Origin of the sequence: Kribbella sp. NPDC051718, from assembly GCF_040681515.1 — a bacterium.
In the GTDB taxonomy this organism is placed as follows: domain Bacteria; phylum Actinomycetota; class Actinomycetes; order Propionibacteriales; family Kribbellaceae; genus Kribbella.
In genome coordinates, this window is record NZ_JBFAYZ010000004.1 from 304,328 (window position 1) to 328,315 (window position 23,988).

The 23,988-nt window shown below is 67.6% G+C and carries 21 protein-coding genes; 5 read left to right on the forward strand and 16 right to left on the reverse strand.

Annotated features, from left to right (window positions below):
* Positions 1 to 138 precede the first annotated feature (138 nt).
* Positions 139 to 699 carry a hypothetical protein gene (locus AB0M15_RS17050; RefSeq protein WP_363819152.1) on the reverse strand — a complete coding sequence of 187 codons (561 nt, stop codon included), beginning with the start codon at positions 697 to 699 and terminating at the stop codon, positions 139 to 141.
* Positions 700 to 790: 91 nt separating this feature from the next.
* Here AB0M15_RS17050 and AB0M15_RS17055 point away from each other — a divergent pair, with 91 nt between their 5' ends.
* Positions 791 to 1,189, forward strand: a complete 399-nt coding sequence (locus AB0M15_RS17055; protein ID WP_363819154.1) for a hypothetical protein — start codon at positions 791 to 793, stop codon at positions 1,187 to 1,189.
* A 212-nt stretch (positions 1,190 to 1,401) separates the two neighbouring features.
* Here AB0M15_RS17055 and AB0M15_RS17060 read toward each other — a convergent pair whose 3' ends face one another.
* The 5 genes from AB0M15_RS17060 to AB0M15_RS17080 form a co-directional block, all read right to left on the reverse strand.
* Positions 1,402 to 2,022: a hypothetical protein gene (locus AB0M15_RS17060; RefSeq protein WP_363819157.1), complete on the reverse strand. Its 621-nt coding sequence runs from the start codon at positions 2,020 to 2,022 to the stop codon at positions 1,402 to 1,404.
* A gap of 59 nt (positions 2,023 to 2,081) precedes the next feature.
* On the reverse strand, positions 2,082 to 2,636 hold the full coding sequence (locus AB0M15_RS17065) for an RICIN domain-containing protein (RefSeq protein ID WP_363819160.1): 555 nt from the start codon (positions 2,634 to 2,636) through the stop codon (positions 2,082 to 2,084).
* 90 nt (positions 2,637 to 2,726) lie between these two features.
* Positions 2,727 to 3,932, reverse strand: a complete 1,206-nt coding sequence (locus AB0M15_RS17070; protein ID WP_363819163.1) for a hypothetical protein — start codon at positions 3,930 to 3,932, stop codon at positions 2,727 to 2,729.
* A 21-nt stretch (positions 3,933 to 3,953) separates the two neighbouring features.
* A complete protein-coding gene (locus AB0M15_RS17075; RefSeq protein ID WP_363819166.1) occupies positions 3,954 to 6,389 on the reverse strand; it encodes a CHAT domain-containing protein in 2,436 nt (811 codons plus the stop codon).
* Positions 6,390 to 6,453: 64 nt separating this feature from the next.
* Positions 6,454 to 6,861 carry a CbiX/SirB N-terminal domain-containing protein gene (locus AB0M15_RS17080; protein WP_363819169.1) on the reverse strand — a complete coding sequence of 136 codons (408 nt, stop codon included), beginning with the start codon at positions 6,859 to 6,861 and terminating at the stop codon, positions 6,454 to 6,456.
* An 819-nt stretch (positions 6,862 to 7,680) separates the two neighbouring features.
* On the opposite strand from AB0M15_RS17080, the gene AB0M15_RS17085 reads away from it, so the two are divergent.
* The gene (locus AB0M15_RS17085) at positions 7,681 to 8,025 is read left to right on the forward strand and encodes a MerR family transcriptional regulator (RefSeq protein WP_363819171.1); all 345 of its coding nucleotides are present in this window, start codon (positions 7,681 to 7,683) and stop codon (positions 8,023 to 8,025) included.
* On the opposite strand, the gene AB0M15_RS17090 is transcribed toward AB0M15_RS17085, so the two are convergent.
* Genes AB0M15_RS17090 through AB0M15_RS17110 form a run of 5 tightly spaced genes read right to left on the reverse strand, consistent with a single transcriptional unit; the run spans position 7,997 to position 14,132 of the window.
* Positions 7,997 to 8,737 carry a sirohydrochlorin chelatase gene (locus AB0M15_RS17090; protein ID WP_363819173.1) on the reverse strand — a complete coding sequence of 247 codons (741 nt, stop codon included), beginning with the start codon at positions 8,735 to 8,737 and terminating at the stop codon, positions 7,997 to 7,999. The genes AB0M15_RS17085 and AB0M15_RS17090 overlap by 29 nt on opposite strands.
* Entirely contained in the window at positions 8,734 to 9,858 is a 1,125-nt protein-coding gene (locus tag AB0M15_RS17095) for a uroporphyrinogen-III synthase (protein ID WP_363819176.1), read from the reverse strand. Before AB0M15_RS17095 ends, AB0M15_RS17090 begins: the two co-directional genes overlap by 4 nt.
* Positions 9,851 to 10,183 (reverse strand): nitrite reductase small subunit NirD, encoded by a 333-nt coding sequence (gene nirD / locus AB0M15_RS17100; RefSeq protein ID WP_363819179.1) that lies wholly within the window; start codon positions 10,181 to 10,183, stop codon positions 9,851 to 9,853. The genes AB0M15_RS17095 and nirD overlap by 8 nt, the downstream gene beginning before the upstream one ends.
* Positions 10,180 to 12,750 carry a nitrite reductase large subunit NirB gene (gene nirB, locus AB0M15_RS17105; RefSeq protein ID WP_363819182.1) on the reverse strand — a complete coding sequence of 857 codons (2,571 nt, stop codon included), beginning with the start codon at positions 12,748 to 12,750 and terminating at the stop codon, positions 10,180 to 10,182. Before nirB ends, nirD begins: the two co-directional genes overlap by 4 nt.
* A complete protein-coding gene (locus AB0M15_RS17110; protein WP_363819184.1) occupies positions 12,750 to 14,132 on the reverse strand; it encodes an MFS transporter in 1,383 nt (460 codons plus the stop codon). Before AB0M15_RS17110 ends, nirB begins: the two co-directional genes overlap by 1 nt.
* Positions 14,133 to 14,410: 278 nt before the next feature.
* On the opposite strand from AB0M15_RS17110, the gene AB0M15_RS17115 reads away from it, so the two are divergent.
* A complete protein-coding gene (locus tag AB0M15_RS17115; RefSeq protein WP_363819187.1) occupies positions 14,411 to 16,558 on the forward strand; it encodes an MMPL family transporter in 2,148 nt (715 codons plus the stop codon).
* Here the strand turns inward: AB0M15_RS17115 and AB0M15_RS17120 are convergent.
* Positions 16,532 to 17,434 (reverse strand): GNAT family N-acetyltransferase, encoded by a 903-nt coding sequence (locus AB0M15_RS17120; RefSeq protein ID WP_363819190.1) that lies wholly within the window; start codon positions 17,432 to 17,434, stop codon positions 16,532 to 16,534. The genes AB0M15_RS17115 and AB0M15_RS17120 overlap by 27 nt on opposite strands.
* A gap of 71 nt (positions 17,435 to 17,505) precedes the next feature.
* Between AB0M15_RS17120 and AB0M15_RS17125 the strand changes: the two genes are divergently transcribed.
* A complete protein-coding gene (locus tag AB0M15_RS17125) occupies positions 17,506 to 17,949 on the forward strand; it encodes a YdeI/OmpD-associated family protein (RefSeq protein WP_363819193.1) in 444 nt (147 codons plus the stop codon).
* Positions 17,950 to 18,109: 160 nt separating this feature from the next.
* Here AB0M15_RS17125 and AB0M15_RS17130 read toward each other — a convergent pair whose 3' ends face one another.
* The 4 genes from AB0M15_RS17130 to AB0M15_RS17145 form a co-directional block, all read right to left on the reverse strand.
* The gene (locus AB0M15_RS17130; protein ID WP_363819196.1) at positions 18,110 to 19,765 is read right to left on the reverse strand and encodes a DUF222 domain-containing protein; all 1,656 of its coding nucleotides are present in this window, start codon (positions 19,763 to 19,765) and stop codon (positions 18,110 to 18,112) included.
* Positions 19,766 to 20,472: 707 nt separating this feature from the next.
* Complete coding sequence (locus AB0M15_RS17135) at positions 20,473 to 21,147, reverse strand: response regulator transcription factor (RefSeq protein WP_363819199.1); 675 nt, start codon at positions 21,145 to 21,147, stop codon at positions 20,473 to 20,475.
* Positions 21,144 to 22,448 (reverse strand): histidine kinase, encoded by a 1,305-nt coding sequence (locus tag AB0M15_RS17140; protein WP_363819202.1) that lies wholly within the window; start codon positions 22,446 to 22,448, stop codon positions 21,144 to 21,146. The genes AB0M15_RS17135 and AB0M15_RS17140 overlap by 4 nt, the downstream gene beginning before the upstream one ends.
* The gene (locus tag AB0M15_RS17145; RefSeq protein ID WP_363819205.1) at positions 22,352 to 23,101 is read right to left on the reverse strand and encodes a hypothetical protein; all 750 of its coding nucleotides are present in this window, start codon (positions 23,099 to 23,101) and stop codon (positions 22,352 to 22,354) included. Before AB0M15_RS17145 ends, AB0M15_RS17140 begins: the two co-directional genes overlap by 97 nt.
* A 157-nt stretch (positions 23,102 to 23,258) precedes the next feature.
* Between AB0M15_RS17145 and AB0M15_RS17150 the strand changes: the two genes are divergently transcribed.
* Complete coding sequence (locus tag AB0M15_RS17150) at positions 23,259 to 23,966, forward strand: hypothetical protein (protein WP_363819206.1); 708 nt, start codon at positions 23,259 to 23,261, stop codon at positions 23,964 to 23,966.
* Positions 23,967 to 23,988 lie beyond the last annotated feature (22 nt).

A 23,988-nucleotide genomic window follows, 5' to 3' on the forward strand; every position in this document is an offset into this window, starting at 1 on the left:
CCGCCCGCTCCTCCGTCGCGACCACGGTCGCCCGCCCCACCCACCCCACCGCCCAACCCCGGCGCTCTCGCGGCCACCCCCGCCCCCAGGCGCTCTCGCAACTGCTTGCCGGGGCTGCGTCTCGCCCCGCTACAGCCCCTATCCCTGAAGCACACCGCCGGCGGGCACGACGGTCCCCGCCGATAGCGTGATCGCGTCGGTCGCATAGCGCTTCATCAGGTTCGCCCGATCACTCGGGCTGCCGTCAGTCGTCATCACCGCGATCCCCGACCCGTCGGGCATCGGGCCGACGCTGCCGATCACGATGCCTTGTCGGGTCCAGTACGCGAGGTCAGCCGTCACCCGGTCGCTCAGCGCCAACATCTCCACGAGGGTCATCCGGGCGTTCCGTAGTACGAGGTTGACGTCCTTGGCCTCGGCTCGCGCGCGGTTGTCGATTGCGGTGTTGGGCTTGCGGTAGATGATGAGGGTTTGCGTCTCGTGCTCGAGGACCAATCCGCCGTACGAGTCGGCGAACTGCAGTCGCAGAATCGGCTCCAACCGGTCAGCAACCGTCGTCAGCGCCCGGTCGTTCTGCACCGACCACGTGGGCGAGCCGTACGGGATCCCGGGCGGAGGCTCACCAGCAGCTTCAGCACCGCAGCCGACGAGTACCCCAGCGAGAACCACAGCCAGCACACCCCAACGAATTCCACCCATCGCCATCACCTCACCCAGGGGACGCGACCACCGCCTTTCCCGTTGCAGGCGTGAGATCGTGGGCTGAGTCAGCTGGACGGAGTTGCTTGCGATGTCAGAACAGCCACCACCGGAAGCGCTGGCGAACACCTCGATGCTCGGCCGGCTGCTCGAAGAGATCTCTTGGGAAGGTCGGCTGGTTCGCGGCTATCGCAACGGCGGACGTGGTCGCGAGAACGTGCTGACGGCAGAGGTCCTGGGTCCGCTGTCCTACCTCCCTCGGTCGACCTTCCTCGCCGCGGTGTTCCGTGCAGCCCATGGCGCCGACGAGACACGCGAGCTGATCGCCCGCGAGGCGGAGGAGGCGCGAATCACCCTGCTCCCCGACGAGTCGAAGCGGCCCGCCCACTCCTGCTACTCATCACCCCGAACTCACCGCCCGTACCAGTCAAAGGCCACGGCCGTCTCTCGATCGAAGACGCCATCAACAGCTACCTCGAACCGGTCCTAGCCCGTACCACCGGCCTCGACGCACCGGCCGCCGAGCTAAGCCACCGCATCCCCGAATCAGTCGCCTGGCTCACCTGAACCGAACTCCGCAACGCCGTCGCCACCGCCACCATCGATCTGGACGCCTTGCCCACCGAGATCGCCGGCACCGTGCAGCGCCTGCGCGACGACCTGTTGACAGTTGTCGACTGGCACAGCCGGGCTAGCTGGCGTCTAGGCGGGGAGGTGGCGGTGCCAGGTTAGGGGGCCTACGGAGATTCGTTGGCTGGTTGAGCCGGTCCAGGTGACTGGCAGGTTGTGGGTGCGGAGGGTGGACTCGACGCGGCGGCCGATCTCTACGGCCTGGTTGTCGAAGTCGTCTGGGGTCGGGTCGAGGGGGCCGTAGGCGAGGTAGAGGTGGGCGGGGGTTTCGGCTAGGCGTTCGGTGTCTTGTTGGTGGAAGAAGACGTAGCCGGTGGATGGGCGGTCGGTGGGGCGTTCGTCGTCGATCTCGGCTACGCCGCAGGTTTGGCAGCAGGTGAAGTTCATGCGGGCTACTACGCCGGCGTCGTCGAGGGCGGCGAAGGCGGCTGCGACTTTGTCGGCGTCGGTGGGGGTGGTCCAGGTTTGTTGTTCGGCCAGACGGGTCTGCCAGACGTCGTCGATCAACTGCTCGAGTTGCCGGTCCGTCACCGGCATTTCGTCGTCGTCGCGGAATTCTTGAGCGAGGGTCAGCACCTCGGTGCGGGTGTTGAAACCGGGCAGGACCCAGAGCAGGACCTGGTCGCGGAGTTCCTCCAGGACCACTGCGTCAGGCTCGGGCGTACGGCGGTTGAGTTTGTCGAAGATCCCCACGCGGCACAGGCTAGACGGCTACCACCGACATAACCGGCAACCGCCGCGCCCGTCGGCCGTCAGCAGGGTTGGCGGGGGTTGCTGCCCCAGTCTGTGCGGAGGCACCAGATGACGCCGGCTTGGCCGCCGTAGGCTTCGTTCGGGTACTTGTACAGATGGGGTTTACCGTCGGCGCCCAGACCGAGGAACTGCCCGGTCGCGCGGGACTGGATGTAGCTGCGGCTACCTGAGACCGAGGACAGGTACCACTCCTCGTCAGGGCCCTTGAAATCCGCGCAGTACCTCGCGACCGGCGGGGCACCAGTGCCGCCGTGTCCCCAGGCCGAATCCAGGCACTTGCCCGGCTGCGGCGGGGCGTAGCTGATCAGCCGGTAGTAGTTCGCCGGGACCGGGTCATCGTTGACCTCCCAATCCTGAAACGCGTACCGGCCGCCGGAGCAGCCGCTGATCCCGATCGAGTAATTGTCGGCGCCGATGGTCAAGCACTGCTGGTTCGCCGCATTCCGGATCTGGAAGTCACCCCAGTCCGTCGCCGAGGCGCTACCGGGTTGAACCACAGCAGCCGACACCAGCAACCCGGCCACGACCGCAAACACTCTGCTCAGGTTTCTCATCGCTCCAGCCTCGGGCGATACGAAACCAAGCGGCAGGGCGATCCGTACGTGCTCCCGGCCCAACCCACCTTCACCATCGAGCAAGCGCAGCTAGTCCAGTACTCCGCCAAGCGCCTCGACGACAGCAGCAGCTGGGTGGTCGGGTGGGATGAGTTCCCTCGCCGCAAGCAGCTGCTCCGCGGCGAGGCTGCTCTCGCCATCGTCCTCGGCCCCCCATCCATTCCCGTCTCTCTGTTCCCGCAGACAGAGCCCACACGCCGCCAGCAACCGGTCGAGCCCAGCCTCGACGGGGTCGTCGCCTTCAGCTGCGTCGACCGCGTTCACCGCCGCGCCGACAAACGAATCCAGATCCGCTCGTGCTACCTCGGGATCCGCCTGGAGCAAGGCCAGTACCTGCTCCCAGACAGTCCGTTCGGGCTGAGCGGACAAACCCGCCAATCGGCTGCGCGCCGCGAGGCGTGCAGTATTCGGCCCAGCCGGTGCAACCAGAACCGCTGCCACCCGAGCAACCGGCGCGGGAGCGGGTGTCTGAGGAGCCGGCAACTGGGGAGCCAGTATCTGGGGAGGCGGCATCTCTGGAGCCGCTTCCTGCGGATCGGCTTCGGGGCCGTCCAGTTGATCGACTGGGCTGAAGTCGATCGGAAAGGTCAACGGCGCCGGCACCCCCGCGGTCTTCATGGTCGCGAACTGTCCAGTGCCTTGCCCCATGTGTTGCGCCGCCGCCACCGCACTCATGTATTTGCCGATGTCGAAGCTCGTGAGCTCATCGCTGAAAATGGGCAAGATCGCCTCGGCGATCCCGAGCAGGGTCTGAACCAGCAAGGTGACCTCCGGGCTGACCACCGGACTGGCCAGAACCTCGCGAAAGCACTGGATCGCCTTGGCCGCGTCGGGCATCGAGTCACTCCCCCGAAGACCGGGGTGCGCCGCACCGGGGTTCGTCCCCGCCATCGCTCGACTCAGAAGCAGCTGTCCGAGAGCCAGCCGCGCCAGCATGGTCTGCGTCGGCGGCAGCCCCGGACTGCTGATCGCCTCGTCGAGAATGCCGATGCCGGCCTCGCGGTCAGCCGCCGAAGTCCCGTGCACGGTGTGGCGATCCATCATCAACCAGCCGAGTTGCGCTGCGATCTGGCCCCGGGCCGGATGGCCGGCCTCGAGCAGCTGGTGGGCCTCTGTGAACGCCTCGATCGCTCCGCACAGATCGCTGAGCGCACCTGGGCCGCTAGGCCCGGCATTCCAGTAGCTGAATCCGAGTGTCTGCGCCCGTCGGACCAACTCCTCGATGGCTAAGGTCATTGCTTCACACCTCTCGGTTGGTCACTGTCCCCAGTGGGTGAATCCGGCCCACGAGGTGATCCGGGCGGGGTCGATGTCCGCGAGCATGCGGCGCAGCGGCGTGGGCATGTCGACGGGCGCCGATCGGGCGTCGTCCAGCATCCAGAGCTGGGCTTGGCGGAGCGCTTCCCACGCCGGCCGCTGATCGGTGATCAGAAAGTGGTGAAACATGTACATGAGCAGGGAGGTGTCCCGATCCGGGATGCTCCATTGCGTCGACAGCACCGTCCGGGCACCAGCTGCCAGAAATACCGTGCCCAGGCTGTACGCCTCGTCATAGCCGTGAATCGACTGCCCGGTGTGGCAGCCGGCCAGCACCACCAGGCCGACAGGCCGGCGATTGGAGTCCAGAATGCTGATCAGCTCTTCGGCGGTGAGGTCCCCATCGGCCAGCAGCAGCCGCGACGAGGCGCTGTCCGCGGCGGTCTCCATGACTCCGTGGGTCGCGAAGTGAACCATCGTTCCCGCATGTGAGTCGTAGGTCCGCAGCCAGTTCCGGACGTCCTCAGGGGTGCCAGCGCCCGACCCGCTGACGGTGCCGTCCGGCCGGCGGCCGACGTAGGTCGCGCCCGGATAAAACGCCCGATGGATCGCATAGGCCTCCAGGCGCGCCGACGGCAGGTCCGACGCCGCGTCGCCGGTGTCCGGGTCCGCCACCATCAGCCCGCTCTTCGAGTGCCGGACGAGCTGGGCGGCGGCCGAGGCGCACAGCATCCTGGCCGACGCGGCCTGCGATACCGCCGCGAGCTCCACCAGATAGGTGCCGTCCGGTCGTCGTGCGGCCTGCCACGGTACCCGGGCCAGGTCGCCCATCGGGATGAGCACGAGGCGCGGCGTATGGCCCGGCTTCTCGTCGAGATACGGCTCCACGATCGGGCCGATCGCCGCCTTCCAGGCCCAGTCGCACAGTGCGTCGAGGCGGTCCACGAAGTCGGTCAGCCCGGCCGTCCCCACATCTCGTCGCGGGTTGACCAGCGTCGCGTTCCTGGTCGCCGCGGCGGCGAGATACCGCTCGATCTCCGTCTTCTCCTCGATCACGAGGTTGGGCAACGCGATGTAGCGCGGATCGCCGTCGGCCGGAGCGATCACCGCCCAGCCGACCATCGGTGGCTCGGCGGGCACCAGATAGATCAGCGCGTCGGCGCCGAGACGCCTCAGCGCCTCCTGGGTCTCTGCGACCGTCGGTGGATCGAGCAGGTCGGAGTCGCGGGCCAGTACTTCGATGACTTGCCCCCGCAGCCAGATCGACGGCGACGCCTCCGCCCGCCAGCGCTCGGCCAACTTTGGTTCGCCGGCCTCGATCAACCGCGTGCAGGGATCACGCATCTCGGTGGCAGCGAACAGCATCAGTCCCCGTCCGGCATCGAGTGCACGCAATGCGCCCGATGGGTCGTGCGCGGCCAGCCGGATGCGGGCAACGTGCACGGCTCCCCGCGCAGCGTTTCGTGCATCTGAGCGAGCAGCCACTGGGTCGGTCTGCAGCAACACCTGCCAGGCGCGACCATGGAGCGAGTCCAGCGTCGTGAGCGGCAACGGGCCGCCCGCCGCACGGCGGCCACGGAACTGGAACAACATGTCGCTGACGAAAGTCCAGTGGGGATGGGCGGGTCCACGAGCCAGTTCTCGAGCTCTTTCCGCCGTCGCAACCGCCTCGTCGAACTCAGCGGGTGATCCGGTGACCTCGAACCGACGGTGGATGGCCATCGCGAGCGTGGCGAGGTGGAAGACGTGGTCCGGATGGTCATCGGAGGTCAAGGTGACTGCCTCCCGCAGATCAGCGATGCCCCGGTCGATCTGCTCCAGGTCGTCTCCCTGGTCCGGGTCCACTGCCGCTCCGCCGGCGGCAACGAGCAAGTTCGCACGTTCGCCGTCGGTGGTGCCCGGACGGGCCGCGAGGATTCGCGTCTCGTCCAACAGACGGGCGTGGGCGGCTTTGTCCTCGTGCTTCCGAGTCCGCTCGATGGGCGCCAGCTGCGCGAGATACTGCCGCAGGGGGCTCGGATCCGGCAGGTCCTCGCATTGCTTCAGCATTTCGAAGAGCAAGGTCTGCCCGGCCGAATCATCGCCGTTCTTCATCAACTGCACGGCCTCGAGGAAGCCCGGCATCAGGCTCATCTCCGGCACGAGCTGATCGCCGTGCTGTTCGCTGAGGTTCTTGAGCAGCACGCGCAGCGCAGACACATCGATGAAGGCGGGGCCGAGACTCGCACTCAGGATCGTGCGTGCGGCCTCGACCAGGCTCTGCACCTCAGAATCGCCGGCGAACCTCGCCGACAGCTGGTCCACCTCACCCAAGGCACTGCGAGGGTCGACCAGCTCCCGGCGAAAGGACGCGCGCTGCAGCTCGAGCAAGCGGCTGGTCGCTTGCATCTTGAGCCAGGCCGGGTCATCCCACAGGCCCATGCCGGCTCCGTCCATCCGATGTTCCTCCTCGGTCCGCCACCTACTGTTCTGACGGACGATCGATCCAGAGGAGGACAGCTCAGACGGCGACCGCCGACATCTTGCAGGCGGCGGCGTAGCGGTGGAGGGCCAGGGCGGCGATTCGTGGGTCGGCGCCGAGGGGGGCGCTGACTGGGTGGTCGGCGGCGATCCGGCGTACGCGGTCGGCGAAGAAGCCGGGGGCGAGCAGATACGTGGCAACAGCCACCCGGCCGGTACTACGAGTTAGAACCGACCCCAATCGCTCCCCAGCGCCCGACACATACCCGACCTCCACCGGTCGGTCGATTCGCTCGGCGAGCAGCGCGGCCGTTGCCGAGCAATCCAGCAACGCTCTCCGATCCGACGACCCAGCCGCCGCCAGCACCACCCGATCCATCGACTCCAACTCGACACAAGCCAAAAGCCGGTCCACCAACACGTCGGCCAGCAGAGGATCCGGACCCAACGCCGAAGCCGCCCGCACCTGGTACGGCCGCCGCTCCGCCCTGCGCCTCCACAGCCGGCCAGCACGCCGACCGCGACCACCACTCCCAACCAGCCTCTGGCCATTCCCCTCACCTCACCCAGAGGACGCAGTCGCCGCCTCCCACGTTGCGCGCGGGAGAGTGCGGGCGCCGGTCACCGGAAGCTGATTTGGGGTGGGGGGAAAATCTGTGGTGGCGGGATTAGACATCTGGTGGTGGGCTGTGTAGTGTTCTTCTCGTTGACAGTGAAGAACAGCGAAGCTGACGTGGACAGCTAACGTTCTGTCCAAGAGTGTGATTGTGAGTCAGTACGACGGCGGACTCCGCCGGGCCGATCAGTGAAGGGGCTCGGGTTTCGCGCCAGGATCCGGTCAGAGTTGCTGGAGCCGGTGGTTGAAAAGGGTTCCAGGCTTGACGGATGGAAGTTGCGGTTCGAGTAGTTGCAGTTTCGTACCTGTAGTCGCAGTTGGTAGTACCGCACGTGTAGTAGCAGTTGGTAGTTCGGTTGTTTGCAGAAGTTGTTTGTTGTTCGAAGTAACAGTAGGTAGTGGTTCGAGAGAGAAGGGAAGGGATTTCACCGTCGGATCGCCCGCCAGTGCCAGTACTTCGCCGGGCGGGTGCCGTAGTTCCATCGGAAAGAAGGTGGTCTTCGGTTACGCATTCAGCGATCCACGCAGCGACAGCCTTCACGTGGCGTGCTGCGGACCTGCAAGGCCGGCCTTACGGTCGGTAGATGGTGACAATCCACTAACCATGGGCCCCGGTGCTTCGGCACCGGGGCCCTTCGGCATGGAGGTTCGATGACCCCAGATCTGTACACGGAGACCCCGATGAGTTCAACCCCGGCCGGCCCGGCCAGCTTCGACGACGACGACTACCCCGCGTTCACGATGGGCCGGGCCGCCGAGATGCTCGGCACCACGCCGGGCTTCCTGCGGAGCCTGGACGAAGCCAAACTGATCACCCCGCAGCGGTCCGAGGGCGGTCACCGCCGCTACTCCCGCTACCAGTTGCGGCTCGCCGCTCGCGCCCGCGAACTCGTCGACCAGGGCACCGCGCTCGAGGCGGCCTGCCGAATCATCATCCTGGAAGACCAGCTCGCCGAAGCGCTGCGGATCAACGAGCAGCGGCGCGAGCAAGACTGACGACAGCTGCCGACCCCGCCTCGCCGGACATCGGCGGCAGCTTTCTGATGACGTCGTAGCGATGGAGCGCCAGCCTCGCGATCCGCGGGTCGGCGCCCAACGGCTCACTCACCGGCAGATCCCCCGCGATCCGGCGTACGCGGTCGGCGAAGAAGCCGGGGGCGAGCAGATACGTGGCAACAGCCACCCGGCCGGTACTACGAGTTAGAACCGACCCCAATCGCTCCCCAGCGCCCGACACATACCCGACCTCCACCGGCCGGTCTATCCGCTCGGCAAGCAGCGCGGCCGTCGCCGAGCAATCCAGCAACGCCCTCCGATCCGACGACCCAGCCGCCGCCAGCACCACCCGATCCATCGACTCCAACTCGACACAAGCCAAAAGCCGGTCCACCAACACGTCGGCCAGCAGAGGATCCGGACCCAACGCCGAAGCCGCCCGCACCTGGTACGGCCGCCGCGACGCCTCGCGCCCGATGTCCACAGCCGTGTGATACCCGCTGCTCAACAGCAACGGCACCACCACAGCTTCATTGCCATCGGCAACCACCCGACTCACCAGCTCCGGCAGCGCGGGCACGTCGACATCCACAAACCCCAGCGAAACAGGCACCTCAGGACGCAACTCGGCGATCAGCCGGACCAGCGCATGCACTTCACGGATCCCTCGGGGATCAGCGGTCCCATGCGCGGCCGCCACCAGATCGATCATGTCGACGCCCCCACGGGTTCGACGGCCAGGCGGTAGCCGCGGCGGACTACTGTGCGGACCAACTCGGGGCGGCCTACTGCGGTACGGAGTCTGTTGACGGTTACCTCCACGGCGTGGACGTCTTCGGCGCCGGGGAGGACTGCCAGCAGGTCAGGGCGGGAGACGACATCGCCGCCGGCGGCGACCAAGGCTGCGAGTACCGCTCGGGGACCAGGGCCCAGCGGTAGTACTACGCCATCGAGGACAGCAGCGCCGCCGCGGATCACCAGTTGTCCGAAGGCGGTTTCGATGGAGCGGGCGTTGTCGTCGGTGAGACGGTCGGTGACGATGCGGATCAAGGCGCCGAGGCGGTAGCGATCAGGTACCAGCGGTTCCAACCCCAAAGCCACAAACGGACCGGCAGTGATAGGCCCGACGCAAGCGTTGAGGACCCGGCCGGTACGCAGGGCTGACACCAGCCCGTCGTACTGACCGTTCAATGCAGCAGCGTCCAGCAAAGCCTGCGCACCCGGCGCGGAGGTGTGCACGACAGCATCCACGCCACCAGCACAGATCTGCCCGATCACCCGCTCGACTGCCGCCGGATCAGGCGCCGGACCCCACCGATAAACCTCCAAACCACGCACCGACGCCCCGACCGCCCGCAACGCATCCTGCAACGCCGGATCAGACAATCCATGCAGCTGTACGACGATCTTGCGCCCCACGACCCCTTGGTCGCGCAACCACTCGACCACCTCCGCCGTCGTCTCCGACCGCGCCGACCAATGCTCCACCAGCCCAGCCGCCCGGATAGCGCCCCGCGCCTTCGGACCGCGAGCCAGCAATCGGGCCTGCTCCAGCGTGCTCAGCAAGTCAGCCGCCAACCCGACGGTGTCAGCAGCCTCGACCCACCCACGAAACCCGACCGCGGTAGTGACGACCACGTCATCCGGCGGATTGGCGATCACCCGCCGCGTCGCCTCGATCAGCGGCTGGTCGTCGGCGGCCGGCACGATCTGCAGCGTCGGTGCGTGCAGCACCTTCGCGCCCCGGCGTTCGAACGACGCGATCAGGTCGTCCGCCCGGCGGTGCGCGGTGACGGCGATCGTGCAGCCGCTCAGCGGACCAGGCCTAGTCACCGACGATCACCTCTCCGTCGACGACCCGGACCGGATACACCGACAGCGTCAGTGAGGGATCGTCCAGGCACACCCCGGTCCGCAGGTCGTACACCTGCTTGAACATCGGCGACGCCACCGTCGGCACGTCCCCGCGGCTCCCGACGATCCCGCGCGACATCACATTCGCCCCGCTCACCGGATCTTGGTTGCCCAGCGCAAACACCGAGCCGTCGAACACACGGAACAACGCGATCTGGCGATCGCCGAGCAAGGCGGCGACACCGCGTTCCGGCAGCAGGGCGTCGTACGGGCACACCACCACCGCCGTCGTCGAAAGGGTCATCGGCGTACCTCCAGTCGGGGACCGGCGAGCAGGACCGGTTCCAGTTGCCCGCGTTCCGCCGGGGTCGCCGGCCGCGGTTGATTGCGTTCGACCACGTAGCGCAGGTCGGCGTCCGGCTGGTCGGGCGCGTTCACGAACGACACGAACCGGGCCAGCTTCTCCGGGTCCTGCAAAGTCGCCTGCCACTCGTCGACGTACGAGTCGACGTGGGCGGCCATCGCCGCGTCCAGGTCGGCCGCGATGCCGAGACTGTCGTTCAGCACGACGTCGCGGACGTGGTCGAGGCCGCCTTCGATCTCGTTGATCCAGACGGCCGTCCGCTGCAGCCGGTCGCCGGTGCGGACGTAATACATCAGAAACCGGTCGATCGCCTGCAGCAACTGCTCGTCGCTCAGATCCGAGGCGAGCAGCTGAGCGTGCCGAGGCGTCATCCCGCCGTTGCCACCGACGTACAGATTCCAGCCGTTCTCGGTGGCGATCACGCCGACGTCCTTGCCACGCGCCTCGGCACACTCGCGCGCGCACCCGGAGACGCCCAGCTTGATCTTGTGCGGCGACCGCAGCCCGCGATAGCGCAGCTCCAGCGCGATCGCCATCCCGACGGAGTCCTGTACGCCGTACCGGCACCAGGTCGACCCCACACACGACTTCACCGTCCGCAACGCCTTTCCATAAGCGTGTCCGGACTCGAATCCCGCCTCCACCAACCGCTTCCAGATCGCCGGCAACTGCTCGATCCGCGCCCCGAACAGATCGACCCGCTGCCCGCCGGTGATCTTGGTGTAGAGCCCGAAGTCGCGCGCCACCTCACCGATCGCGATCAGCCCCTCGGGCGTCACCTCACCGCCGGGGATCCGCGGTACGACCGAGTACGTCCCGTCCTTCTGGATGTTCGCCATCACGTGATCGTTGGTGTCCTGCAAGGTCGCCAGCTCACCGTCGAGCACGTGCCCGGCCGGGTCGAGGCTGGCCAGGATCGACGCGACCACCGGCTTGCAGATGTCGCAACCGCGCCCGCTGCCGTGCCGCTCGACCAGCGAACTGAACGTCCGCAACCCGGTCACCCGGACGACGTCGAACAGCTCCGCCCGCGACATCGCGAAGTGCTCGCACAGCGCCTTGCTCACCTCGACACCGGCCGCGGCCAGCTCGGCGTTGAGCAGGTTCTTCACGATCGGCAGACACGACCCACAGCTCGTGCCAGCCCGGGTCTTGCCGCACAGCGACTTCAGATCGCCGCAGCCCTCTTCCCGCACCGCGCAGCGAATGGTGCCCGCGGCAACGTTGTTGCACGAGCAGACCGGAGCATCGTCCGGCAGCTCCAACTGCGACGGCGCCGAACCCTCCGGCAGCAGGTACGACGCCGGGTCGGCACCGAGTTGCCGCCCGACCATCGGCCGCAATCCCGAGTACGCCGAAGCGTCCCCGACCAGGATGCCGCCGAGCAGCGTCCGCGCGTCGTCGGACAGTACGAGCTTCTTGTAAACGCCCGCCACCGGATCCGCATAGACGATGTCGAGCGCGCCCTCCGTGACCCCGAACGCATCACCGAAGCTCGCGACATCGACCCCGAGCAGCTTGAGCTTGGTGGAAGTGTCAGCCCCCGGGAAGGTCGCCGACCCGCCCAGCAACCGGTCCGCGACGATCTCCGCCATCGCATACCCCGGCGCGATCAACCCCCAGACACGACTCTCGATACACGCGACCTCACCGATCGCCCACACCCCATCCACCGATGTGCGGCAACCCTCATCGACGACCACACCACCGCGCTCGCCGATCTCCAGCCCAGCAGCGCGCCCCAACTCGTCCCGAGCCCGTACGCCGGTCGCGAACACCACCACGTCGGCCGGCAGGTCCTTGCCATCAGCAACCGCCATAGCTCGCGCGGCGCCCTGCGAGGTCGTCTTGACCCGCGTCGTCTGCGTCGACGTCAGCACCTCGATGTCAAGCCCACGGATCAACCGGGCCAGCGCGCTACCGCCGCCCTCGTCGACCTGCAACGCCATCAACCGAGGCGCGAACTCGACCACAGTCGTCCCAGCACCCAGAGCCCGCAAGGCGCCGGCCGCCTCCAGCCCGAGCAGACCGCCACCGACCACGACGCCGTTGACGTCCTTGCCCTCGGCCCGCAATCGCTCGACATAGACCCGCAGCGCCGCGACGTCGTCGATCGTCCGGTAGACGAAGCACCCTTCCGCGTCGCTGTTCTTGATCGGCGGCACGAACGCGTACGAGCCGGTGGCGAGCACCAATTCGTCGTACTCGATCACTTCGTCGCGCGTCGTCCGTACGGTCCGAGCAGCGGTGTCGACGGCAGCAACCGTGACGCCCTTGCGCAGGCTCACCAGAGGGTCGTCCCACAAGGCCGGGTCGCCGAGGGAGAGGTCGGCCGGGTCGCGGCCGGAGAAGTAGCTGGTCAGCGCGACCCGGTCGTACGGCATCCGCGGTTCCTCGGCGAGCACGGTGATCCGCCAAGCGGCGTCGGTGTCGCGTGACCGCAGCGCCTCCACCAGCCGGTGGGCGACCATGCCGCCACCGACGACCACCAAATGCCGCCCGGACATCAGACACGCTCCTGGCTGAGCGGGCCACCGCGGCGCAGGTAGCAGAAGTACGTCACCAGAAGGCAGACGACATAGAAGCCGCAGAACGTGTAGAGCGCCGGCACCAGCGACCCGTAGTGCCCGGTCGACATCGCGAACCCGCGCGGCACCAGGAACCCGCCGTACGCTCCGACCGCCGACGCGATCCCGATGCAGGCCGCGGCCTCGCGCCGGGCCCGGATCGGCTCAGGCTTGCCGTCCAGATCCCGCGTCGTCTGCCGGAACACCGCCGGAATCATCCGGTACGTCGACCCGTTGCCCGCGCCACTCGCCACGAAGAGCACCAGGAAGCTGAGCAGGAACCAGGTGAAGCTGCCCGCGTGCAGTGCCGCGATCGCCGACAGGATCCCGGCGCCCATCACCACGAACGCGCAGACCGTCACCCAGGCGCCACCGACCAGGTCGGCCAGCTTGCCACCGAACGGCCGCGACACCGAGCCGACCAGCGCACCCAGGAACGCGATGTGCGCCACCGTGATGTCGGGGAAGGTCGTCTTGATCAGCAGCGGGAAGGCCGCGCCGAAGCCGATGAACGAGCCGAAGGTGCCGATGTAGAGGAACGAGATGACCCAGGTGTGCGGCCGCTTGGCCGCCGTGATCGAGGCCCGGAAGGACGAGGTGGCGGCGGACAGGTTGTCCATCAGCCGCCAGGCCAGGATCGCGGCCAGCAGGATCAGCGGGATCCACATCAGCCCGGCCCGGTTCAGCGTGAGCCCGGCGCCGGCCACGATCACGATCGGCACGAACAGCTGGACCACGGCGACGCCGAGGTTGCCGCCGGCCGCGTTCAGGCCGAGCGCGAAGCCCTTGTCCCGCTCCGGGAAGAAGAAGGAGATGTTGGTCATGCTGCTGGCGAAGTTGCCGCCGCCGGCGCCCGCCGTGGCCGCGACCAGCGCCATCAGCCAGAACGGCGTCTCCGGCCGGCTGACGAAGAAGGCCAGGCCCGAGGCCGGGATCAGCAGCAAGAGGGCGGAGACGATCGTCCAGTTGCGCCCGCCGAACTTCGGCACCGCGAACGTGTAGGGCAGCCGCAGCGTGGCCCCGACCAGGCTCGGCAGCGCGACCAGCCAGAACATCTGGTCGGTCGTATAGCCGAAGCCTGCGGCCGGCAGGGAGACGACGACGATGCTCCACAGCTGCCAGACGGAGAAGCCGAGGAACTCGGCGAAGATCGACGGCCACAGGTTGCGCCGGGCCACCCGGCGCCCCTTCGCCGCCCAGAAACCGCCGTCCTCGGGATCCCAGACATCGATCCACCGCCCACGACGGGGTGCCTCGACCGTACCCACCGCGCCGGCCTGGTCGCGAAGAGTAGCGACCTCCGGTCGTGCCTCGAGCGTCATCTTCCGTCTCCGATCATCTGACCTCACTGATGGAGTCGTGTCCGGTAATCCAGCGCCGTAGCGAGCAGGTGCTCGGTGCGGTAGCTCGGCGTGCCGAGTGCCGCGCAGTAGGCGGTGGATTACCGGACACGACTTAACCAGGACGCTATGACCGGGGTGTTTCCGAGTGGTCATCTCGTTGTTACGCCGTCGAAACGGGTTCCGCACACCTCCCGGGGACTGGTGAGAGATGTGGGTACTGTGCCTACGGACCAGTCGGGATTCGGGAGGGGACTGCGGTGGAGCGGCGGAACGACAAACGCTGGGCGTGGCGGGCGGGCGTGGCCGCCGTACTGATCGCCTGGCTGATCCTGGGATCCATCGGCGGGCCCACGGTGGGCAAGCTGAGCGAGGTCCAGGAGAACGACAACGCCAACTTCCTGCCCAAACAGGCCGAGTCCACCCTGGTCAACAACGAGTCGGCCAAGTTCGTCGACTCCAAGGCGCTGCCGTACTTCGTTCTGATCGAGCGCGACAGCGGGATCACCCCGGCGGACGTGGCCAAGGCCAACGAGTTCCTCGCCAAGGTCCCGTCGCTCGACCTCGGCGACGGCAAGACGATCGGCCAGTACCTCGCCGCGCCGGCCAAGACGGTGATCCCGTCGGCGGACAAGAAGGCGCTGCTGATCACCCTCGAGCTCAACGGCGACCAGCTCGACGACGTGGTCAAACAGGGCGAGACCGCGCTGTTCGCGGTCGCCGACGAGATGCGCACCGAGATCAAGCAGTCGCTCACCCCGACCGGGCTGCAGGTCTACGTGACCGGTCCGGGTGGCGTGTTCGCCGACTTCGTCACGGCCTTCGGTGGCATCGACGGGATCCTGCTCGGGGTCGCGCTGGTCGTCGTCTTCGTCATCCTGCTGATCGTGTACCGGAGTCCGGTACTGCCGATCGCCGTACTGCTGACCGCCGTCTTCGGTCTCGCGCTGGCCGCGTCGGTCGTCTACCCGCTCGCCAAGAACAACGTGATCGAGCTCAACGGGCAGAGTCAGGGCATCCTGTTCATCCTCGTCGTCGGCGCCGCGACGGACTACTCGCTGCTGCTCGTCTCCCGGTACAAGGAAGAGCTGCACGACTACGAGAGCAAGTACCAGGCGATGCGTGTCGCCTGGCGGGCCGCCATCGAGCCGATCGCCGCCAGCGCCGCGACCGTCATCCTCGGCCTGCTCTGCCTGCTGCTCTCCCAGCTCGGCAGCACGAAGGGCCTCGGCCCGGTCGGTGCCATCGGCATCGCCGGCGCACTGATCTCCGCGATGACGTTCCTGCCCGCCGTCCTGCTCGCCTTCGGCCGCCGGATCTTCTGGCCGGCCATCCCCCGCCTCGACCACGTGCACGCCAAGGAACAGGTCGGCGGCCGCAAGCTGTGGGGCCGCGTCTCCGGCCTGGTCGGCCGCAGCCCGCGCAAGGTCTGGGCGATCAGCGCGCTCTTCCTGATCGCGTGTGGCCTCTTCCTGCCCACCTTCAAGGCCTCCGGCATCTCCCAGGAGGACCTGTTCCTGAACAAGGTCGAGTCCGTCACCGGCCAGGAAGAGCTGGCCAAGCACTTCGACGCCGGAGCCGGTACGCCGGTACAGATCCTGACCCCGGTCGACCAGGCGGACAAGGTCGTCCAGACAGCCATGAAGGTCGACGGCGTCGCCACCGCGACCGCCTCGGTAGCCCCCGGCTTCCCGCCGAAGGTCGTCGACGGCAAGGTCCTGGTCCAGGCGACGTTGAAGGTCGCGGCCGACTCTCCCGACGCGACCAAGGTCGTCGAGCACCTGCGCACCGAGCTCGACACGGTCAGCCCGGACATCCTGGTCGGCGGCAACACCGCGATCAACCTCGACGTGATGGACGCCAGCAACCGCGACCTCAAGGTGATCATCCCGACCATCCTCGCGGTCATCTTCGTCGTCCTGATGCTGCTGCTCCGCTCCGTCGTCGCGGCCGTCCTGCTGGTGATCTGCAATGTGCTGTCGTTCGGCGCGACCCTCGGCATCAGCGCGCTCGTCTTCAACAACCTGTTCGACTTCCCCGGCGCGGACGCGTCGATCCCGCTCTACGCGTTCGTCTTCCTGGTTGCCCTGGGCATCGACTACTCGATCTTCCTGATGACCAGGGTCCGCGAGGAGTCGATCGAACAAGGCACCAGACCGGGCATCCTCACCGGCCTGGCCGTCACCGGCGGGGTGATCACGTCCGCCGGTGTCGTCCTCGCGGCCACCTTCTCGGCGCTGGGCGTGGTACCGATCCTCTTCCTGGCCCAGATCGCCTTCATGGTCGGCTTCGGCGTGCTCCTCGACACCACGATCGTGCGCTCGCTGCTCGTCCCGGCCCTGTCCTACGACATCGGTGCCAAGATCTGGTGGCCGAGCAAGCTAGCGAAGGAGTCCGCTGAGGGGTAGCGGCGCCCGCAGGGTGAGGCTGACGATGCCGTAGCTGAAGCCGAGGTGTTCGTTGAGGCGGCGCATGTTGTCGTTGCCGCGCTGGGTCCAGGTGTAGATCTCGGTGACGCCGTGCTCAGCGGCCCAGGCCATGCTGGTCCGCTTGAGGGTCGAGGCGACCGACTTGCCGCGCCACTCCCGGCGTACGGCGGTGTAGGCGACCTCGGCACGCTCCGGCCGGTCCGTGTCGAGCATCAGGCCGGCCACGCCGATCACCTCGTCACCGGCGACGGCCACGAACATCGCGGCCGGGTCGTTGATCCACTCCTTGTCCCAGTCGTCTGCCGAAACCTTGATCGGGACCGGGTGGTCCATGTCCGGGAAGGTCGGCAGCGCGACCTGGTGATAGGCCTTCGCCCACAGCTCCGGCCGCTCGGCGACGGAGACGATCTCGTACTCCGCCGGCGGAGCCGGCCGGGGCTCGTCGCCGATCCGCCGTACCTGCTCGACCTGCCGATTCGTCTCCACGAAGCCGAACCGCTCGGCGAAGAGCCTGGACTCCTCGTCGTCGACGCTGGCCCCTGCCATGTCGTAGCCCTCGGCAACGGCATGCTCGGCGAGCACCCGTAGCAGGTCGGTACCGACCCCACAGCGGCGAAAGTCCGGGTGGACGCGCGGCACCAGAGCAGCCCGCTCCCCGTCGCCGGAGCGATCCGCCAATCCGCTGCCGGCCAGCTCCCCGGCGACCTCCGCCAGCAGCATCAGCCGGCCGGGCCGGTCGAGGGCGCGGAGCTCGGCCACCGTCGGGCAGCGCTCGTACGGCAGTACCGCGATCCGAATCGCGCGCCAGGCCTCGTAGTCGGCGTCGGTGCTAGCCGTCCGAATCGTCGTGGTCATCCCCCCAGCCTGCCTCAGCCCGCCGAAAAGAGCCCACGGTTTTCTGTCGGCCACGGCGCTACTGTGGCGACATGGAGACCTTCGAAGCCGTAATCGAAGAGGCCAACGGCGGCGGCGCCTACGTCGAGGTCCCGCCCGAGGTACTCGCTGCCCTGGGCGGCGGCGGCCGAATCCCGGTTCTGGCAACATTCGACGGCCTGGCATACCGCGGCTCGATCGCATCAATGGGCGGCTGCATGGCACTCGGGGTGCTGAAGGCGATCCGAGGTGAGCTGGGCAAGGGGGCCGGTGACCAGGTGGCTGTGACGGTCGAGCGGGATACGACTGAGCGGACTGTCGAAGTACCAGCTGACCTGGCCGAGGCGTTGGAGGCTGCCGGCGTGAAGGAGGCCTTCGCCGCGCTGAGCTTCAGTCATCGCCGGGAGCACGTCCAAGCGATCGAAGAAGCCAAGAAGCCCGAGACCCGAGCCCGCCGAATCGCCAAAACAGTCGAGATGGTGACAGCAAAGACCTGACCCCGAGGGCGGCTCGTGGCGGGCACCCCTGGGTGAAGACGGAGACCCTGAAGCGGTGAAGACGGAGACCCTGAAGCGCAGTGGCACGCGATGAAACCGCCAACTGGGGTGAGGCAACTCAGTTGCTTGCCTGGTCCGCGCACTGTCGACCCACGGATCATCATGCGCTGTCAGCCCATGGATCGATGCCGGCCGTCTCTTCGGATGTCGACCAAGGATCGTCTTCGGCCCGGCCTCCACCAGGCGAGCGTGAGCTTGCCAGGCCGGGCACACGCAGATCTGCCGCTACGTGCCGTACGCCGCGCCCATCGCCCCCGCCCGGCGCACCGGCGGATCTGCCCCAGGGATCGAGAGCGTCCGCCTCTTCGGTGCTGATCCAGGCGGCATCGTCGTTGTAGGGCCAGTTCAATCTCGGCACCTGCACAGGGTCCGAAGCCGTTGGCCGAGCGGGTGTGGTTGCTGACTTGGTCTTGGTGCTGCCATCCGCCACCGCCTCCTGGATCGCGTCCTGGTCGGGGTCAGTCGCGGGATCTGTGTCCGCGGCGGTCGACTCAGGCCAGGGGTCAGTGGCCGTCGACGCTGGTGCGGACGCGGAGGTCGTGCTGGGCTGGTTGAGTCTTCGCCCAGTACTTCGTGGCGGGTCGGCCCACGTAGGGCGCGACACCTGCACCTGGTTGTCGACGATGTCGATGGTCCAGTGCCCGTCATGCAGCGACGTGTGGTCGACCCGGCACAACAACACCAAATTCGCGAGATTCGTGACACCGCCGTCGACCCAGCTCACCAGATGATGAGCGTCGCAGTAGATCGGTGGGGCATGGCAGATCACGCAGCCTCGGTCACGCTGGTTCAAGGCAGTGCGCAGACCGGTGGTGACGTACCGGAACTCGCGGCCGACATCCAGCGGCTGGCTGTCGGAGCCGAGCACGATCGGGATGATCCCGGCATCACAAGCCAACCGCCGGATCGCCGCCGCCGAGAGTCCGTCGCCGTAGGTCAGGTCACCGGTCGCCTGCCGGCCCGCCTCCAGCAGGTCGTTGAGGTTGATGGTGACCGCGATGTGCGGCTTGATCCCACCCCGGGTCGGCAGGTCACCAGACGCCAACGCGATGTCGACGGCATCGATCAACGCGTCGGCCTGGCGTTTGCCGCGCGACCGCGGGTCCTGTTCGCCGTCGAGGGTCTTGTGGGGTTTCGCGCCGGCCTGCAGAACCGTCTGGAACTTCTCGGCGTTCTCACCCGCGAGGTAGCCGCCGAACTCGACGCCGTGTTCGGCCTTCTTGACCCAGACCTCTTCGCGGGCCCGGGCGGCGTCCTCGCGGGGTTCGGGGCCATCGGTGTCGAGGATGTTGCGGACCTGCTCACCCATCCGCCGCAGGTCGCCAGGATTCATGTGCCGAGCCGCCTCGACCATCTGACCGGCGGCCGCGTCGAGCTCTTCGACGGGGACGTTGGCGCGTTTGGGGAGTTTCTCCAGCGCGGACACGATCGCGTCGGCCTGCGCCGAGGACAGCACCACCGCGTCGTCGGCGATCACGGTGCCGGGAGCAGGAAGCGCGGCCGCCACGGTCGGGTACTTCGGTAGCGCCAGCGCCAACCGGACCCGGCGGCGGGCTTCGACGGGGTCGAGACGGTACCGCTTCTCGATCAGCCGGACGGTGTCGTGGGCACCGAGCTCCTTCGCGTATCCGATCTCGTCCACGCGCTGGAGGATCTGGTTGCGGCGGGCCAGCAGTTTCTCGATCGCCTCCTCCACGGCGTCGCTAGCGGACAGCAGTTCGCTGCCGCTCATCGTCACCACCGCCCGATCGTCCATACCTCAAAGGCTAGACGCCGCCACCGACAGTTTCGGGCCGGAAAGCCCTTATCCACAAGGTGAATTCCTCACCACTTCAAACAAACCGAAACCCTGTAGGTTGCTTGGCCGCTTCACCCCCGTTCAGGCTAGGCATCGGCGCCTTTCGTCACCTGAATACGGCGATCGCCAACCCAACGCCGCTTGCCGCCCCAGCACCCGGGGCGACCACCGGTCGGGGATCCTGCCTCATGTCGCCGATACTTCTTGGCCCGAAGGTCCTTACCTACAAGGTGTCCTGACCACTGCGAACAGCCCGAAAGCCTGTAGGTCGCTTCGGCGGTGCACCTCGTTCGACGTAGGCATCGGCATCCTCGCCACGTGGGCTCGGTCGTCACCAACCCAACGCCACCCCAGCCACCAGAGACCGGGGATCCCGCCCGACGTCATCGACAGTCCTGGGACCGAAACATCCTTATCTACAGGGCGATTCCTCACTACTTCGAATGGATCGAAAACTGTACGCAGTATGGACGGTGCACCCCGTTCAGGCAGGCGTCGGCGTCGTCGCCACTTGAGTTCGGCAGCCGCCAACCCAACGCCACCTGCAATTCCCCTACCCCCCACCCAACCGCCGCTCCCGGCACCTGCTGAACCACAGCAGCAGCCGGAACTATCTGTTGCTCTTGTCTGTTGCTCTTGTCTGTTGCTCTTGTCTGTTGCTCTTTTCAGGCGTCGCCGAGGCCGGCTGAGCGGGCTCGGATTATGGCTTGGGGGCGGGTGGCTACCTGGAGTTTGGCGAAGATGCTGGTGATGTGGTTGCCGACTGTGGCGGGGGCCAGTGAGAGGCGGTGGGCGATGGCGGCGTTGCCTAGGCCGGTGGCGATCAGGTCTAGGACCTCGCGCTCGCGGGGTGTCAGCTCCGGGAAAGCGGGCTGGTCGGGGCGGGGGCCGGAGAGGTAGGCCAGGGCTCGGCGGGCGACTCCTGGGCCGAAGATCGCCTCACCGGCGGCGACGGCCGCGATCGCGCGGATCACGTTGTCCGGGGCGGCACCCTTCAGCACGTAGCCGCGAGCACCTGCTCGCATCGCGGCGAACACCGACTCGTCGTCGTCGAACATCGTCAGCATCAGCACCGCCACCTCGGGCGCGACCTTCGCGATCTCGCGGGTCGCCTCGATCCCGCCCAGGTCGGGCATCTGGATGTCCATCACCAGGACGTCGGGGCGCAGGGTGACCGCCGAGCGCACGGCCTCAGCGCCTGTGGCCGCGGTACCGACGAGTTCGAAGCCGTGGTGGGCCGACAGCAACGCGCCGAGCCCTTCCCGGACGATGCCGTGGTCGTCCGCAACCACGATCCGCAAGTCAGCGCCGGCGTCGCCCCCAGCCGCGAGTCCATTCATCGACGACTCCCTTCCAACGGCAGTACGGCGTCAACGCTGCAACCGGTTCGGTCGTACCGGATCTCGCACCGCCCACCCAACTCGCCGGCCCGCTCGCTCATCGAGGTGAGGCCGAGGCCCGCCTTCCACTCTGGGCCCGCGTTCACCCCGTTGTCGAGTACGCCGAGCCGCAACACATCCGTCTCGACGCTCAGCCGTACCTCCGCCGTCGTCGCCGTCGAATGCCGGATCACGTTGGTGAGCGCCTCGGTGGCGATCCGGTACGCGGCCACCTCAACCGCGGCAGGCAACTCAGCCAACGTCGCAGGTGCATCCACGGTCACCGTCAACGCGCCGCCATCACCACGACGCGACGCCATCGCGGCATACTCGCGCAGCGCCCCCAACAACCCGAGTCCATCCAGCGCAGGCGGCCGCAGCTCATAGACCAGCCGGCGAATCTCCTCGACCGCGCCGATCGCCTGGTCCCGCAACTCCGCGAGCAACGCCGACGACCGCTCCGGCTCGGCCTCGATCAGCCGCCGAGCCGCGTCCGCATTGAGCACCACCGCGGTCAGCACCGGCCCCAGCCCATCATGCAGATCCCGCCGAATCCGCCGCCGCTCCTCTTCCCGCCCGCTGATGATCCGCTCCCGCGAGTCCCGCAGATCGTCGGCCAGCCCCTTGGCCTGTACTGCGACAGCCAACGGCGCCGCAAGCAACGACAGCACCTGCTCGTCGGCCGCATTCACCCGCGACTCCCCCGACCGCAGCCCCACGACAAGCTCGCCCAGCCGCTCAGAACCTGACCGCAACTCGATCGCATGCCGAGCCGCCGGCAGTTCGCCGTACGCCGAAATCTCCGTGCCCTCGACAACGATCGTGGCGGCCGGGAAGCGCATCACCCGGCACAGCGCAGCCAGTACGCCGGTGAGCCCCGACCCCATCTGCGCCCCGACCTCCGCCATCGCCCGCACGGGATCCCGCCGAGCGCCGTAGAACGCCCGGTGAATCAACCCCTGAAGCCAAACCCGCACGGGGTTGAACGCCAGCGCGATCACCAACGTCGCGAGCACCGACGCGTTGCGATCGAGCAGCGCGATCAGCCCGAAATACGCCGCGACAACCCCACCGACCAGCAGCAGATAGAGCAAGGAACGCGACACCACCAGTCGGATGTCGAGCAACTGGTGACGCAACACAGCAAGAGCGACGGCCAACGGGATCAGCAGCAACGGCAACACGCCCAGCACCAGCGACTGCGTCGAGACCAAGCCTTCCAACCCGAAGCACGCCACGATGACCAGCAGCGCGAGCAACAACCACAGCACCTGGCGACGTACCTGCTCCGACCCACGCCGATACCGCAATGCGACCGCCACCAGCGCCGCCACGAAGCTGACCAGCAACCCGGCGCTGCTGACCGCGCCATGGCATCGACGGCGACGAAGCCAGTCCAGTGCGGATACCCCGGAATGCCGACCTCAGCCGACAACCCGCCCTTGCGATCCAGTACGCCGGTAGCCGTCCACAACACCGCATTGACCGCCAGCCCCACGACCAGCCAGCGCCACCGGGGCGAGAGCAGCCGTCCATCGGGGAACAGCACGAGCGTCAGTGGAATGAACAGAGCCAGAGCTGGAGCCCAACCGCCGTTGATCACCGTCGCGAAGAGACGCCAACCGACGGTCGGTTCACCCAGCCACGCAAGGAGCGAAAGACCGGTCGCGGTCGAGGCGTAGCAACAGCCGCCGACCAGCAACGACCAGCCGATCGCGTTCCGTGGCCGGTAGTACGCGATCGGCCAGCCCGCCAGCGCGAGGCTGAGGCCGATCACCGCGTTGGAGACCACGAACAGATCGGTCAGCTCAAACCAGCTCAAGTCCGAGGCAATGGCCGCGACAACCGTGACGACGGCCTCGAGCAGCGCGACGGCGAGCAGCACCCAGGCCGCAGTACGCCGTCTCTCGCTCATCTACTCATCATCAGGCCGCCGACCCCCGATCGAGTAGGGGCTTGCCCCCAGACGACCCAGGAACCTTTCTCGCCCGTACTACGAGCCGCGCACCTGCCGACCGGGGGTGATCGCGATCGACGCTGAAGGCATCAATCTCAGCCTTGAGGAGCAACTCATGTCACAACTCACCACACCTGCAAGCAAGAAGGCGATCCGCCGGCCCCGCGACGTCCGCGGCTTCTGGCGGGTGCTGCTCGCCGTGGTCGCGCCGCTGCCGATGCTGTTCATGGGGATCTACTACCTGATCAGCCCGGTCGACGGCGACGCTCCCTTCAGCGAGACCGTTGCGGCCACCGCGGCCGACCCCGGCCGATTCGAGCTGATGCAGTGGCTTCAGGTGCCGTTCTTCCTGCTGATCCCGGCGATGTTCGCTGCCGCCTGGGTCTCCCGGCGTACGGCGCCACGGCTGGCCACCGCGGGCGGGCTGCTCGCGGTCGGCGGGATGAGCGCCGGCTTCTTCCTGCTCGACGGGGTCGTGACACCGACGTACCTGGTCGTCCACGACGGGTTGGACGCGTCTGCGGTGGAGAAGTTCGGGGATGCCGTCGAGAAGCAGGCGACCGTACAGATCGGCGGTCTGCTGTTCATTCTGGCGGTCACGTTCGGGCTGTTGCTGCTCGGGATCGCCTTGTGGCGCAGCAAGGTGGCGCCCGCTTGGATGGGGATCGCTCTCGCCTTCGGTGGCTTCACCCATCCGTTCATGCCGGGACACCTGGCCGCCGGCGCCGGGCTGGTCGTCGCCGCCATCGGGTTCGCCGGTGCGTCGTACGCGCTGCTGCACTCGTCCAACGACGACTTCGATCTACCGCCAGTGCAGAGGTAGCGGTGTCGGGTCGCCTGTGGCG